The 15,191-nt window shown below is 40.7% G+C and carries 10 protein-coding genes; 6 read left to right on the plus strand and 4 right to left on the minus strand.

What is annotated here, in order from left to right:
- The first annotated feature begins 9 nt into the window (after positions 1-9).
- The 3 genes from KCTC52924_RS05050 (at position 10) to KCTC52924_RS05060 (ending at position 5,599) form a co-directional block, all read left to right on the plus strand.
- Complete coding sequence (locus tag KCTC52924_RS05050) at positions 10-1,518, plus strand: RagB/SusD family nutrient uptake outer membrane protein (protein ID WP_251806866.1); 1,509 nt, start codon at positions 10-12, stop codon at positions 1,516-1,518.
- Positions 1,519-2,158: 640 nt separating this feature from the next.
- A complete protein-coding gene (locus tag KCTC52924_RS05055; RefSeq protein ID WP_251806865.1) occupies positions 2,159-4,456 on the plus strand; it encodes a glycoside hydrolase family 95 protein in 2,298 nt (765 codons plus the stop codon).
- A 159-nt stretch (positions 4,457-4,615) separates the two neighbouring features.
- Positions 4,616-5,599, plus strand: coding sequence for a metallophosphoesterase (locus tag KCTC52924_RS05060; protein WP_251806864.1), 984 nt, complete (start codon positions 4,616-4,618; stop codon positions 5,597-5,599).
- A gap of 265 nt (positions 5,600-5,864) precedes the next feature.
- Here the strand turns inward: KCTC52924_RS05060 and KCTC52924_RS05065 are convergent, their stop codons facing one another.
- Entirely contained in the window at positions 5,865-6,830 is a 966-nt protein-coding gene (locus tag KCTC52924_RS05065) for a succinylglutamate desuccinylase/aspartoacylase family protein (RefSeq protein ID WP_251806863.1), read from the minus strand.
- Positions 6,820-7,695, minus strand: coding sequence for a 30S ribosomal protein S6--L-glutamate ligase (gene rimK / locus KCTC52924_RS05070; protein ID WP_251806862.1), 876 nt, complete (start codon positions 7,693-7,695; stop codon positions 6,820-6,822). Before rimK ends, KCTC52924_RS05065 begins: the two co-directional genes overlap by 11 nt.
- A 244-nt stretch (positions 7,696-7,939) precedes the next feature.
- On the opposite strand from rimK, the gene KCTC52924_RS05075 reads away from it, so the two are divergent.
- The gene (locus KCTC52924_RS05075; protein WP_251806861.1) at positions 7,940-8,854 is read left to right on the plus strand and encodes an alpha/beta hydrolase; all 915 of its coding nucleotides are present in this window, start codon (positions 7,940-7,942) and stop codon (positions 8,852-8,854) included.
- 79 nt (positions 8,855-8,933) lie between these two features.
- Here KCTC52924_RS05075 and KCTC52924_RS05080 read toward each other — a convergent pair whose 3' ends face one another.
- Both KCTC52924_RS05080 and KCTC52924_RS05085 read right to left on the minus strand, forming a co-directional pair.
- Entirely contained in the window at positions 8,934-11,960 is a 3,027-nt protein-coding gene (locus tag KCTC52924_RS05080) for an aminotransferase class III-fold pyridoxal phosphate-dependent enzyme (protein ID WP_251806860.1), read from the minus strand.
- A 407-nt stretch (positions 11,961-12,367) separates the two neighbouring features.
- The gene (locus KCTC52924_RS05085; protein ID WP_251806859.1) at positions 12,368-13,759 is read right to left on the minus strand and encodes an NAD(P)/FAD-dependent oxidoreductase; all 1,392 of its coding nucleotides are present in this window, start codon (positions 13,757-13,759) and stop codon (positions 12,368-12,370) included.
- 632 nt (positions 13,760-14,391) lie between these two features.
- On the opposite strand from KCTC52924_RS05085, the gene KCTC52924_RS05090 reads away from it, so the two are divergent.
- Together KCTC52924_RS05090 and KCTC52924_RS05095 are read left to right on the plus strand one after the other, a co-directional pair.
- Positions 14,392-14,736 carry a rhodanese-like domain-containing protein gene (locus KCTC52924_RS05090; protein WP_251806858.1) on the plus strand — a complete coding sequence of 115 codons (345 nt, stop codon included), beginning with the start codon at positions 14,392-14,394 and terminating at the stop codon, positions 14,734-14,736.
- 88 nt (positions 14,737-14,824) lie between these two features.
- A complete protein-coding gene (locus KCTC52924_RS05095) occupies positions 14,825-15,091 on the plus strand; it encodes a heavy-metal-associated domain-containing protein (RefSeq protein WP_251806857.1) in 267 nt (88 codons plus the stop codon).
- The last annotated feature ends 100 nt before the right edge of the window (positions 15,092-15,191 follow it).

Below are 15,191 nucleotides of genomic sequence, written 5' to 3' on the forward strand. Positions count from 1 at the left end.
GATAAAAAAATGAATATCTATAGAAACTTTATAAGAACTATAGCCGTAGTAACCGCATTATCATGCATAACGGCATGTAGTGATTTTTTAGATGAAGAGGATGCGTCTAACTTCACTACCGACACCTACTTCACAACGGCTGAACATGCCAAGAGCGCTGTAAATGGGATATACCAACCTTTGATTTCAATTACCGAAAGTGGATTTGGTGGAGGCCCATGGTTAATGTTGGAATTTGCCACAGGCTTGGCCAATACCTCCTTAGGGCAGGCTACGAATATATACTTGGTTAAAGATTTAATTAACAATTCAGACAATGGATATGGCAACAGTTTCTGGACCGGCTATTACTCAGGAATCTCTAGGGCCAACTTGGCAATTGAAAAAATCCCTGAAATTAATATGGACGAGACAGTGAAGCAAAAATATTTGGCTGAAGCTAAATTCCTTAGAGCTTACTATTATTTTGGCTTGGTACGCATGTTCGGAAACATTCCTATCATTACCAATTCGGTCGATTTGGGCTCGGAGCAATTATACCCTCAACAATCTTCCCCTGAGGCAGTCTATGATTTAATCGTTAGCGATCTTAAAGAAGCAGAGAACGCCGGTCTACCTTGGAAAAATGAATCAGGAAGAGTTTCAATGGGAGCAATTAAAACGCTATTGGCAGATGTATATTTGACCATGGCAGGCCACCCACTCCAAAAGACTGAGAATTTTGCGCTTGCAGCCGCCAAGGCTAAAGAGGTAATCGATTCAGGAGAATTTAGGCTTTTTGACACCTATGATGAACTACATGACCCTGCTACTAAAAATACAGGAGAATACATCTTCATGACCCAATATGCGGCGAATATTCAATCAGGTAACTGGCAGCCAGCAATATTGCCATATAACCTAGGAATATCAGCCTATTCGTCTCAAACTGGCGGCATATTTGCAACAAATGAGTTTGCAAGCTCCTACGAGGTGGGTGACAAACGTGCTGAAGAAAAGCAATTCTATTTTACAAGCTATTCCTTAGAGGCTGATAGAAACAACAGTATAAATCTAGGAGCACCGTATATCTATAAGCTTTTTGATATTGAAGCGAATGAAGCGAGCGCCCAGTCCGACTTGAATTGGAGCATCTACAGATATGCCGATGTATTACTGATGTACGCGGAAGCGCAAAACGAAGCTGAAGGAGCGCCTTCAACAGATGCATATAGTGCAGTTAATCTAATTAGGCAACGTGCTGAAATTAACGATTTGGCTGGTCTCTCACAAGGCGACTTTAGGACTGCAGTACGAATTGAGCAAGTTCATGAGTTAAGTTTTGAAAACCAGACATGGTACGACATGGTTAGGTGGAGAAAGGCGTATGACCCTGAAGCCAATACATTGGAAGAATTTGTGGGCCATAATTTTTCATACTTAACAAATAAAGCGCTTTCAGATAGGGAACTTTTGTTTCCGATACCAACATCTGAAATGCAGAACAACCCTAATCTAGCACAAAACACAGGATACTAATTTCGATAGTGACACATAATACTATTAGGCATACATAAGAGCCTTACAACTTGGCAGGACATGGATAAAGTATTGTAATACCCATGTCCTTGCCAATTTGTTCTATTCATTATCCGTAAAAAGCTCATTGGATAACAATATTAAAATATACCTCATTAATTCACAGTTCCGTTTTTTAATGAAATTATAATTCGATTCCTTATAAGCAAAATAAATAGTACCATTAACACTTGGATAGGTAATTCAGGTCAAATTCTTCACCTATTTATAGCTAAGATTAGTGAAAAATAATTGGCGCGGATAAAGGCGTCAAATGTTAATTGAGTTAGTTTTAGAGAATCTGGAACCTAAAAGGTGTCCAGATTTTTTTTTACCACTAATTGTATTTCCAGTTTTATTTCAAGTGATTATAAGCCTTGGTTCCGAATACACGGTTTCCCGTAATCAAATCACCTCATAAAATTAAGAACACCCGAAAAAGAGCAAAAAAAATATTGAACATAGTTTTCGTATTAGTTGCTCTATTCTTGCAGGTTAGGTATATTGGGGCGCGCTAAAAAACCCGCAGATTAACAGAATAAAATCTACTATTTATCAAAATTCATGCAAGGGAAAATACTCAATAGCTTAACCAGATCCAATGAACTATAAAATAATATTCCCGCTCCTATGCATATGCTTACTTGTAAGTTGCAAGAAGGACATTACAAATACGGAACTGGACCGTATTCCAAAGTATGAACTTAAATTCAACGAATTAGCCTCCTCTTGGGACGAAGCCATCCCCTTAGGAAATGCCACAGTAGGTGCGCTTATATGGGAGAAAAATGGAAAGCTGCGCTTTTCCCTAGACAGGGCAGACTTATGGGACCTACGCCCTATGGAAAATTTAAATTTTAAGGAGTACGGGTTCGATTGGGTAGAACAACAATGGGAAAATGATACCTATAAAAATGTACAGGATCGCTATGACCTACCTTATGACCAATTACCAGCACCTTCCAAAATTCCTGGTGGCGCCTTGGAATTTGACATAAGCGGACTTGGGGAGGTAGATTACGTAAAATTAAATGTTGCTACGGCAGTATGCGAAATTAAATGGAAAAATGGGGCTACTCTTAAAACCTTTGTACACGCTACGGAGCCTGTTGGCTGGTATTCTTTTGAAAACGTAAACAGCGACCTAAATCCCACTATCATCCCCCCTCCATACGTATCCCTACAACAAGCGGGAAATGAAGATCCTGTAGCGGGACAAGACCTCCGAAGATTAGATTATGATGGAGGAAGGGTCACTCAAAAGGAGAATACCATTACCTATGACCAGCAGGGATGGGAAGACTTTAGATTTCAAGTGCACACCCAATGGGAGCCCACTCCTACCCATTTAAAGGGCAGTTGGAGTATCAGCTCAAAAAATTCGGCATCGGATACAGCTAAGACTGCCCAACAAGTTGTTGCCAATAGCCTTAAATCTGGAATATCTACTGCTTTGGAAAGTCACACAAATTGGTGGCATAACTTCTGGAATCAATCTACGGTTAGCGTACCAGATCCCATTTTACAGCACCAATGGTATATGGAAATGTACAAATTTGGCTCGGCGGCACGACAAGGAGCACCCCCAATTTCCCTGCAAAGTGTGTGGACGGCAGACAATGGGAAATTACCACCTTGGAAGGGCGATTTTCATCACGATCTAAACACCCAATTAAGTTATTGGCCCGCTTATTCAGGGAACCACCTTGCCTTAGAACAGGGGTTTATAGATTGGATGAGTACCTACAAATCAACGTTTAAGAAATACACCAAAGATTATTACGGCACCAACGGTCTAAACGTTCCAGGAGTGACCACCTTAACTGGAGACCCTATGGGTGGCTGGATACAATACTCCTTTGGACCAACAGTTGGAGCCTGGTTGGGACAACACTTTTACTTGCACTGGCGTTATTCTATGGACAGGGAATTTCTTAAGAACGAAGCCTATCCTTGGATCAAGGACGTAGCCCTCCATTTTGATGAATTGTCGGAAATGGACGAAAATGGCAAGCGAAAACTTCCGATGAGCTCTAGTCCAGAAATCCATAACAACGCTCACAATGCTTGGTTTGCCGATATCACCAATTTTGACCTTTCCCTAATAAGGTGGACCTATTCCCATGCCGCTGAATTGGCCATGGAATTAGGTTTAAAGGAAGAGGCCGATAAATGGAATGCTACCTTAAAAGAATGGCCAGAGTATGCCATTGATGAAAATGGGTTAATGGTATCTCCAAGCCTTCCGTATAACGAATCGCACCGACATTTTTCTCATCTTATGGCCATTCATCCCCTTGGACTTTTAGATGTTTCCCATGGAGAAGAAGAAAAACAGATTATACAAAAGACTATTGCCAATTTGGACGAAATAGGTTCTGGACAATGGGTAGGCTATTCTTTTAGTTGGTTGGGCAATTTAAAAGCACGGGCCCTAGATGGTAAAGGAGCCGCAAAAGCATTAAAAGATTTTGCCACTTCTTTTGTTCTGCCCAATAGTTTCCATGTAAACGGGGATCAATCGGGAACCGGGAAATCAGATTTAACGTATAGGCCATTTACCTTGGAAGGTAATTTTGCCTTTGCATCTGGGTTACAGGAAATGCTAATACAAAGCCATACTGGAACCATAAAAATATTTCCAGCCATACCTAAGGATTGGGAGAATGTGGAATTTAGCCAATTACGAACAGAGGGAGCCTTCTTGATATCGGCTCAAAAGAAATCTGGGGAAGTAAAATGGGTAAAGATAATCTCTGAGAAAGGCGGAGAATTAAGACTAAAAAATCCGTTTAACAAAAAGGATATTTTCATTGATGAGGGTATCAACATTAAAGGGGTTGGTGAGACCATAGCTATTGAGACCCATCCAGGACAAGAAATATGGCTTAGACCATAGGGTCTGAATATTGAATAACGCATTAAGTTTATTCTCTATAGATGAAACGCTTACACGACCAATCCGACCAATTGGTTTGTTTAAAAAATATTACATTAGCAATTAATAGAGATTCTCCGAAAGGATAAATAAGAAAATTAACCACTAAAAAACCAACCAATGCCTAATTTTAAAACGATTTTAATAAGCGGGTTAGCCCTTTTAATTGGGATGTCCTGTTTTTCTCAGAAAATTGACAATCCCTATAATCCTGAACCAAAAATGGAACGGCTAAGGGCAGAGAAGGGAAAGAAGCCCACTAAGATGCACTTCTTGGTGTTTGGGGACAGTAAGGGGTCTATACATTTTCCCGATGTTCTTAAAAGAGCGGACATGCTTCAACCTGATTTTTGTATTACTACCGCTGATCTAGTGAACCGAGGTGCAGGAGATCAGGGTAAAGTGGATTACAAGACCCTAGACGAGGATGGAGGATGGTTTATGCGAAAATATCCAATGTGGCCCACCGTTGGAAACCACGAAGAATCTGGCGGGGAAGATGGTATAGAGAACTTCTCCAATTTCTTTGGAATGGAAAAGGAAATGTACAGTTTTACTTATGGCAACGCTAAATTTATTGCCCTTCCTTGGCCAAAAGTAAAGGACGATCCTAAAAAATTAAGATGGTTAAAGCGCGAACTACGCAAAGCGAAGGGAAAGCACATTTTTGTTTACAAACACCGTCCACACTATACCTTAGGCAGCAAATCTTATGACGATGTGGAGGGTGAAGAAACAGCCACCACCAAATTATATGACAAATACAATGTCACTGCTGTTTTTAGCGGTCATGATCATATTTATCACCGTACCAAAAGAAAAAATACTACCTATATTATTTCCGCTGGTGCAGGGGCTAGTATTTACAAGTTGAAAAGAGAAAAAGATGCCATTACAGGAGATGCTTACTATGGCAAACGGACAGATGAGGACCTTAAAGAGGGAGTTGCCCCTTATAAATTTCACGCTATGGACGGTACCGTTACAGATATCCCCGAAGCCATGTACTATGTACTTTCCGTAAAGATCGATGGGGAAAAGGTTTCCATCCAGATGATCGATGAAAAAACAGGAAAGGTATGGGACGAGGCAGCTATTAAATAAGGGCCTTTACACTTGTAAAGCAGGCTTAGCTAGCTACCATTACTTATTAATCAATGATAATAAAGCCATTGCCCATAAAAGTGGGCAAGCTTTTTATCGCTACATGTTACTTTTTGTCCTCAGACATGGTAGTCTATACGGCTATCAAATTGTGAAAGAATTTGACTAAAAATCCAATTCCAATCATAAAAAGTCTAATGATGAAACTCATGGTTGGTAGGGTTCAGATAATATTTTCAATATACTTTAACGAACTTACATGTGGTTATTCTTGGGAGATATGGAAAATCGCATCCCCCTGATTAACTATAGGAGATTGATTTATACAAATGACATGGCCATTGGCAGCTGCTTTAATAATGCGTTCAAAGTTGCCAAACGGATCGGACACACTCCCTAATAGGTCTCCTTTTTTTACGTGACTCCCCAAAGCAATAAAAGGGTGAAACATCCCCGAATATTTTGCTCTAACCCATTGAGATGATTCAATGGTTACAGGTTGAAGGGACCTTCCCTCCATGGATTTTAGTTCCTCGGCAAAGCTCCTCATTCCCAAATGGTCCATCACCCGTAGCGCACCTGAAATTCCCGATTGTGTAACCCTATCATTAATATCCAAGGATTTTCCTCCTTCAAAAAGCAATACTTTTTTCCCCATATTGGCCAAGGCCTCCCGAAAAGATTTCTCCCTCGTATTTGCTAATACTACAAAGGGGGCGCCAAACACTTTTGCCAATTCTTTACTTTCTATATCGTCCTTATTTACCCTAGTTTGCGGTGCATTAAATCGGCTTTCCGCTCCCGTATGATAGTCGATACAATAATCTACCATAGGCGCTATCTCTTTCATGATATGATAGGCAAACCTACTAGCCAAAGAACCACGGGGACTCCCGGGAAATACCCTATTGAGATCCCGGCCATCGGGAAACTGTCTAGTTTGGTTTAGAAAACCGAAGATATTGACCACTGGGATACAAATGACCGTTCCGCAATCTGGCCTGTTATATTTTTTTGAAATTAATTGGCGAATGATTTCCACCCCGTTAATTTCATTCCCATGAATCCCACCCGTAATCAATAAAACAGGTCCTGGTTTCTTACCTCTCTGTACAATAATGGGAACTTCAATTTTTGTCCCCGTATGCAATTTTGCTATATCTAAATTTAGCAAAAAGCCTTTTCCAGGCAAAATAGCTTGCCCTAATAACTCCATTTTACTATTCGGCATGTCTTTCCACATATTTTATCATAAGCCCAGCAATATCTTTTCCGGTCGCAGCTTCTATCCCTTCCAAACCGGGAGACGAATTTACTTCTAAAATCAATGGTCCCCTAGCTGATTGCAGCATATCCACACCTGCCACTCCAAGTCCCATTACGCGTGCAGCCTTAATGGCAGCATTCTCTTCTTCATCAGTAAGTTCTATAATATTAGCAGACCCACCACGGTGTAGGTTAGACCTAAATTCTCCCTCTTTTCCTTGTCTCTTCATAGCACCTACGACCACACCTTCTATAACAAAGGCCCTGATATCAGCTCCTTTGGCCTCTTTTATAAATTCCTGGACAATTACTCTAGCCTTTAACCCGTTAAAAGCTTCTAAGATCGACTCGGCGGAATTCCTATTATCTGCTAGGACCACCCCAAGGCCTTGAGTACCTTCCAACAATTTTATAACCACAGGAGCGCCCCCGGCGTTATCTATAATGGTAGCCACATCTCTAGAATAATTGCTGAATACAGTTTTTGGCAAATCCAGACCAGCCCGCGACAATATTTGGAGACTTCGCAACTTATCACGTGAGCGGACCAACGCTTGGGATTCCACGGCAGTAAAAACTTTCATCATCTCAAATTGCCTTACCACTGCAGTGCCATAAAAAGTAATGGAAGCACCAATACGCGGAATCACACCATTTACATTCTTAATCTCCTCCCCTTTATATATAAGTCCTGGCTTCTTTTTTTCAATAACAAGATCACATTTACCATGATCCACGACCAACATTTCATGCCCCTTTTTTTCACCTGCCTCAACAAGACGTCTGGTGGAATACAATTTGGGATTTTGGGAAAGAATTACAATTTTCATATTTTTATACTGTTAGAGTTCTAAACGTCCAAATTATAAGGACTGGAGTTCTATTTATCTCCTTTGGTATTAATATACGGCAAATCCTTTTATTATTTTGCCTACTCTATATTATGTTGGTTAAAAACTTTATTTACACCCAATAATATAAATCGAGTACCCCCTAGGAATTTATTTTTTAAACACTATTCTATCTTCATTCATATTATTTATCTTTAACACTACCAACCTGATTTATAATTCCATGAAACCATTTGTTTTTCTTATTACCTGCTTTTCCACTATGACCATTTTTTCCCAAAATTCTGTTTTACCTTTATGGCCCAAAGAAATCCCGAACTCTATAAAGTCTGATGAAATTGAAGAAATCGTAAATGAGAATATTCTAAGGATTTCAAAAGTGCAGACTCCTACAATAGAAGTATACCTTCCGGCCAAAAAAATAGCTACGGGACAAGCTGTCTTGATATTTCCAGGTGGAGGATACGGAATTTTGGCCTATGATTGGGAAGGAACGGATTTCGCCAAGCTTCTAAATTCCAAAGGCATTGCAGGAATAGTGGTGAAATACCGTTTGCCCAGTTCTAAATCGGCGACCGAAAAGCATAAGGTTCCCTTACAGGATGCGCAACGCGCTATGAGACTTGTCCGTTCTAAAGCAATGGAATGGAATATTGACTCCAATAACATTGGTATCATTGGCTTTTCTGCCGGCGGACATTTAGCTTCTACCTTGGGTACCCATTATAACGAAGCGGTATATGCCAAACAGGACGAAATTGACCAACTTAGCGCACGTCCAGACTTTATGACCTTGGCCTACCCAGTTATTACCATGGGAGAAATTAATACCCATGGTGGCTCTAGAAAAAACCTATTGGGCGAGAATCCGTCCCAAAAGATGGTAGATCATTTCTCCAATGAACTACAAGTAACAGTAGACACTCCCCCCACTTTTTTGGTCCACGCTACGGACGACACCGCAGTGCCTGTAGAAAATAGCCTTCTTTTTTATGCCGCGCTACGCAAAAGCAAGGTCGCCGCAGAAATGCATATCTATCCCACTGGCGGACATGGTTTTGCTTTGGGATTATCTGACCCTCACCTCGCTAGTTGGACAGACCAATGGATAGGGTGGATGTCTGGACTGAAGCCCTAATTGACGCTAAATGGTTTAGATTTCGACTGCGCTCAACCGGACACTGATACTGTTTATAAGATTAATTATGTACAATCAGTTACAATTTCATAAAGTCTTCTGCCAAAATTTTTCTTAGATAGTACACTAATTCTTCCGCATTTTCTTGGGTAAACACCATGGGGGGCTTAATTTTAAGCACGTTGTGATCGGGACCATCCGTACTCATTAAAATCCCGTGTTCTTTCATTCTATTGGCCAAATAATCGGTCTGTTCTGCCAAGGGTTCCACGGCATCATTTACCAATTCTATTCCCAAGAACAGTCCTTGCCCTCTTACATCGCCGATAATTGGATACTCTGCTGCTAATTTCCTCAATTCCACTTTTAAAAACTCCCCTATCCTATAGGCATGTTCCTGTAGTTTTTCACGCTTGACCACTTTTAGCACTTCGGCGCCAATGGCACAGGAAACCGGGTTGCCCCCAAAGGTGTTAAAATACTCCATCCCATTGGCAAATTTTTCGGCTACTTCCGGGGTGCAGGCTACCGCCGCAAGAGGATGTCCATTGCCTATAGGCTTCCCTATGGTCACTATATCAGGAACTACATCGTGCAATTGAAAGCCCCAAAAGGTCTTCCCCATACGGCCGCATCCCACCTGAACCTCATCGGAAATACAAAGGCCCCCGGCTTCTCTTACTATTTGGTAAGCCTCTTTTAAAAATCCTTCCGGCAATTCTATCTGTCCGCCACAACTGATGATTGGCTCTATAATAAAGGCACCCACATTCCTGCCCTTAGCGCAAATTTTTTCGAGTTGTTTTTTAACCTCCCCAGCATATTTCCCTGAGGAATTATTACCTCTATATTTACCCCTAAAGGCATCGGGAAGTGGAAAGATATGGGTGTGTTCTGGAGCACCCTGTCCACCCTTTCCATCAAATTTATAGGAACTGATATCGATACACATATTGGAATTGCCGTGGTACCCCACCTCTGAGGCAATAATATCCCGTTGTCCGGTAGCGGCTTTCACCATACGAATGGCTAATTCATTGGCCTCACTTCCCGAATTTACAAAATGGAGCACACTCAATTCTGGAGGCAAAGTCGCTAACAATTCCTTGGCGAGTTCGTTGATGTTTTCATGTAAATAGCGACTATTGGTATTGATCAAGGCCATCTGCTCCTGCCCTGCCGTTACCACTGAAGGATGTTCGTGGCCCACGTGGGCCACATTGTTTACGGTATCCAAGTATTTCCGCCCGTATTGATCCATCAGGTATTGTCCAGCTCCCCGCACCATTTTTATAGGCACTTTATACTGAAGGCTTAAACTTTTACCCAAATGTTGTTTTCTATAGGCGATGATATCTGCATTGGACACCTCAGTATCCTTCCCCAATGTAGCTGATTTAAACAAGAGATTGGGATCGGGACAAATACTTGCCCAAACGGCACGTTGATTGAAATAGGCTACACCCGGATAATCGTCGGTATAGTCCAACAAGGAAAGCATCACTTGAAAATGTAGATGTGGTACCCAATTTCCGTTTTCCTGTGCCTCTCCCAATACTCCAATCAACTGCCCCGATACTATTTGATCACCTATCTTATGCTTAGTTGCACTATCTACGGAGAGATGCCCATAAAGGGAATAGAACTCCAATCTGGCTTCCTTATGTTTTAGAATTACCAGTCCCCCATATTCCTTATCTCCCGTATCGTTTACGGCCACTACCACTTCCCCCTCTAATAAAGCATGTACAGGCGTAGTAGCAGGCAACCAGAAATCGACCCCTAAGTGTATGGAGCGACTCTCACGGCCCTTGTTCCCAATTTTATCATAGGACGATGTAGTATAAATAGGTCGAGGTTCTAAATATCCTCCGGCCAATATTTTAGCAGGATGCTCTCCCTGTAATTTGTTGATTTTATATTGAAAATAATCTAGGTCGTTAAAATCCTTTTCATGGCCAATCCAGGCACTGGAAACACTTAGGTCTATACCCTGAATTTCGTCCTGCCCGATACTAGGAAATAGCTTTGCTAAGGAAAATGTATTCTTTTGGGCCCATAGGGAAAATTTTTCTTGATGGGGATGGGCGGTATACCCACAAGCCTCCCTAAAACTAAAATGGGCAAATTCGATATTGATTTGGCGCCATTTTCGCAACACCTCCCAAGCTGGTTTTTCACTGATTAACAGATAAGTATTGTCTGGTTCCGCTATTTTATTGAGGGCAGATTTAGTCACCGATATTACCAATCGCATCGCGATGGCCATATATAAATGCTCCAACTCTTCTTCCTTTAAGGCAAAAGCCCTATGGTAGCCTTGTACAATAGGCAATGCCGCTTCCAAGGGATCGTTGTGGTACATAATGGTATAGGCGCTGGCAATGGCCAGATCGTTGATGATCTGGGTATAAACGGCATCCCCAAAATCGATTGCCGAAACCACCTTAGGGTTCACCAAATCTTTGGAAACGATCACATTATTATCATTGGCATCATTGTGTACCACAGCCTTTCTTAGTTGGGAATAACTGGGTTGAGCTTGCAGAAAGAGTGCCTGAAAAAAGGAAACGATCTCTTTTTCATCGCCTTTAAAAAGGTGCAGGTGAGCGGTGGTCCAATGGCCTTGGGCCACATCCCAAACAAATTCGCGATGCGCCTCGGGATGATTAAACCCCTGCAAGGCATGGGTAAGCCTGCCGCAATGTTCCCCTAGACTATACCGTAAATTGTCTAATTGCGGATTTACGGCACTCCATACCCTTCCAGATACCCAAGACAAGAGTCGCACTTTCCGCATCTGGTCAAAATCGTCCTTAATTTCTGAAATCGGATTCCCCTCCATATCGGCAATGACTCTTGGTGAAATAATATCCTTTCCATGTTTAGCGGCGTATTGCAGTAATTGCTGTTGAAAATCGAGATAATTCTCATCTTCTCCAGGGCGCGATACTTTTAGGATATAGGCCTTACCATCCCCTGCATCGATCTTAAAATTAAAATCGATTTCCCCAGGAAGAGATTTTGCGGCCCCTTCAACATTAAAAAGCTCCAAGGCTATCTTTTCTGCCTTTTCTGCGGTTATGAGTAAGTTGCTATAGGTCATTTATCACTAATTGATTGTATTGGTATTCCTTTTTATCGCACTTAGGCCTTTGTAGGTACGTTAAAAATACGGCATTGCCGAATTCTACCTTCTTAACAGTAACCCCTATGTAGAATTCTCCTGCCACCTGTTAAAACCCGGTTATAGGATTAAACCAAAATTACATTCTTCTAATAGTGCAAGTTAAATATAACAACTCCACCTGACAGGCCCTAGCCAAGTCGGGTGATTTTTTTGAATAAAAAAATTAAAAAAATGCCGTAGCATACCGCATCTGTCCAAGGGCCAAACCGCTGAACAAAGAAACGACCAAAACATTTTTACAGTATCAGCCCCTAAAAATAAAGCATAAAAAAACGCCCTAAAACAGTAAACCGATTTAGGACGTTATTACGTTATAAGTACTCTTATTTTGACATTAAGACTTTATTTTCTAGGGATTCTTCGGGTGTTTCTTCCGATTCGGAAAAATAGCGCTCAAAACTATCATCCATCTCATCCATCCATTCGGTGTGATGGTTTTCGGCCATAGTCCCTGTCATTACCGATGGAAAAGTTGCATCTCTATATTTTAGGATATTATTATCCTTATCCTTTAACCATTGTTTAAAATGGGCGGCAACCGTATCAAGATCAAATTCAGGATAATCGGTCATACTTATAAGGTCTCTAATGTAATCGGTCTGAAAATCTATTTCATCGTCATGTGTCTTATTGGCAAGAGACCTATCCAACCACGTTTCCATATCTTTTGTACGAACCGACTTTTCAGGAACAGTAAGATTGCCTAGGATTATATCCCTAGCTACCCACGCCTGAGCATCGAACATATTAAATGTATAATATTGATCTTGCATTCCCAGGTACATTAATTTAGGAAGATCATTAAAGACAATTCCTTTATATAAATGATCGGGAAATAGACAGTTAGGGGTCTTCAATCTCATTTCATCGGGCAGAAAAGGAAATTTATGCTGATACCCGGTACACATAATTACAGCATCAAAACGTTCCTGACTACCATCGCTAAAATGTGCGAGGTCTCCATCAAAATTTACAAGCAAGGGAACTTCCTTTATTCCTTCTGGCCAATTTACACCTATAGGCGTACTGCGGTAGCTAAGGGTTACGGAATTGGCACCATGCTTATGACATTGCACCCCTATATCCTCTGCCGAATAACTACTTCCCACTAAAAGGACATTTTTATCCACAAATTGATCTGCTCCTCTAAAATCGTGGGCATGCATAACGGCACCTGGGAAATCTTCCAAACCTTTAAAATAGGGCATATTGGGAGTTGAATAATGTCCGCTGGCTACTATTAGGTAATCAAAGATCTCCGTATAGGTTCTATCGTTTACCAAATCGTCCAAAATAACTGAAAACTGCTGAGTTTCCTCATCAAAAGATACCCAACGGGCAGCTGTATTGAAGCGAATATGCTTCCGAACCCCACTTTTCTTCACTCTGCCTTGGATATAATCGAACAAAACTGGTCTTGGGGGATAGGACGAAATAGGTTTTCCAAAATGCTCATCGAAACTGTAATCGGAAAATTCCAAACATTCTTTAGGACCATTGGACCATAGGTATTTGTACATACTGCCATGAATAGGTTCTCCATACCTTCCAACTCCGGTACGCCAAGTATAATTCCAAAGTCCGCCCCAGTCACCTTGTTTTTCAAAACAAACTATTTCAGGAATTTCCTTTCCTTCCTTTTCTAGGGAATCAAATGCCCTTAATTGCGCCAAACCACTAGGTCCAGCCCCAATAATCCCAATTCTTTTCTTCATATATCTCTCATTTGTTTTCCAATTCCAAACAAAGCATTCGCATGATCCCATAAAAATCTTCCCCCTAAAGACAGGAGTAGATCACCTATGCAAGCAAAACGCTGCTTAATATTACTTTTTGCTGCCACCCAATCTTGGAACTTTCGGGCGGAAGAAGCCTTGTTTTTACTAAAACTAGGTCATTGGCTTCTGTGCTGTCGTCATTACTATTCGAAAAATCAAAAGGACTCCTACGACTACTATCAGAATCGGTTAAAATTGAGAACCCTTAAATCTTTCGAACTGCAAAAGTACAAAAATATGGACAAATGAGCAATAATAGAAATAATACTCTGATAATCAGCATTTTAACAATAACACCTGACGCACCAACACCCTCTAGCCCTAAACAAAAATGATAGTGATTTTCATCCTAACTATTGGTCAATTACTCCAAGGCAAACAAAACTCATGTAATACAGAACCTTTGTGTTTTCCAAAAGGATATGTAACAATGGTTACCTCCAATTCATAAAACATGGATTAAATTTGTAGGACTTAAAAATATTTTTGGTCGGTTGTTCAAAAGGCGGTCATTTCCATAAAATGAGCGCCTTTTTCTACGCTGACCTTCACCCAAAAAAGAAATAAATATGTCATTTTTAGCAAAACTATTCGGATCAAACAAAGTAGCATCAGACAAAATAGAAATCCTGAATGCGGCAGCTTACTCAGAGGCCATCTCTGGGAAAAAAGTACAATTGGTGGATGTAAGGACCAAAAACGAATTTCTGGACGGACATATTTCTAAGGCAGTCAATATAGACTTTTTTAATTCTGATAATTTCACCAAATCATTTGCGAAAATGGACAAAGAGAAACCAATATATCTATATTGCCGTTCTGGCGCCAGGAGTAGAAAAGCCGCTAACAAATTAATAGGAATGGGCTTTGAAAAGATTTATGATCTGAAAGGTGGGTATATGCAATGGAAGTAAAACTAGTAATAGTACACAAAAAGCAGTAGCAGTTGGCACGGTTTAATTTATAAACCAAACAAACAATTTCCATATTAAACTTTAGCACATGATATCAGCTATTAAAGTACAAAACATAAAATGTGGCGGATGTGCCAATACCATAACTTCCAAATTATCGGAACTGGAAAATATCACCAACGTATCGGTGGATGTATCCTCTGGGACGGTTTCATTTGAAGCCGAAAACAATATGGGTATCCAAGGGGTAACGGATAAATTAAAGGCTTTGGGATATCCGGCAGTGGATACAAAAAATGGATTGGCCGATAAGGCTAAATCTTTCTTTAGCTGTGCCACAGGAAGAATCAAATAAAAGAAATACTGGTATAGATTGGAGCTTAAAACTATTCTCTCCTATCATTAAATAGCTCCTTTCCCAATTATAACAACCTATAAATAAGGGAGATAAATAC

The organism is Arenibacter antarcticus (genome assembly GCF_041320605.1).
GTDB classification, from domain to species: domain Bacteria; phylum Bacteroidota; class Bacteroidia; order Flavobacteriales; family Flavobacteriaceae; genus Arenibacter; species Arenibacter antarcticus.

Excerpts from the sequence above, each read along its gene's own strand:
- KCTC52924_RS05050 (WP_251806866.1), top strand. The coding sequence starts at position 10 with ATGAATATCTATAGAAACTTTATAAGAACTATAGCCGTAGTAACCGCA.
- KCTC52924_RS05055 (WP_251806865.1), top strand. The coding sequence starts at position 2,159 with ATGAACTATAAAATAATATTCCCGCTCCTATGCATATGCTTACTTGTA.
- KCTC52924_RS05060 (WP_251806864.1), top strand. The coding sequence starts at position 4,616 with ATGCCTAATTTTAAAACGATTTTAATAAGCGGGTTAGCCCTTTTAATT.
- KCTC52924_RS05065 (WP_251806863.1), bottom strand. The coding sequence starts at position 6,830 with ATGCCGAATAGTAAAATGGAGTTATTAGGGCAAGCTATTTTGCCTGGA.
- rimK (WP_251806862.1), bottom strand. The coding sequence starts at position 7,695 with ATGAAAATTGTAATTCTTTCCCAAAATCCCAAATTGTATTCCACCAGA.
- KCTC52924_RS05075 (WP_251806861.1), top strand. The coding sequence starts at position 7,940 with ATGAAACCATTTGTTTTTCTTATTACCTGCTTTTCCACTATGACCATT.
- KCTC52924_RS05080 (WP_251806860.1), bottom strand. The coding sequence starts at position 11,960 with ATGACCTATAGCAACTTACTCATAACCGCAGAAAAGGCAGAAAAGATA.
- KCTC52924_RS05085 (WP_251806859.1), bottom strand. The coding sequence starts at position 13,759 with ATGAAGAAAAGAATTGGGATTATTGGGGCTGGACCTAGTGGTTTGGCG.
- KCTC52924_RS05090 (WP_251806858.1), top strand. The coding sequence starts at position 14,392 with ATGTCATTTTTAGCAAAACTATTCGGATCAAACAAAGTAGCATCAGAC.
- KCTC52924_RS05095 (WP_251806857.1), top strand. The coding sequence starts at position 14,825 with ATGATATCAGCTATTAAAGTACAAAACATAAAATGTGGCGGATGTGCC.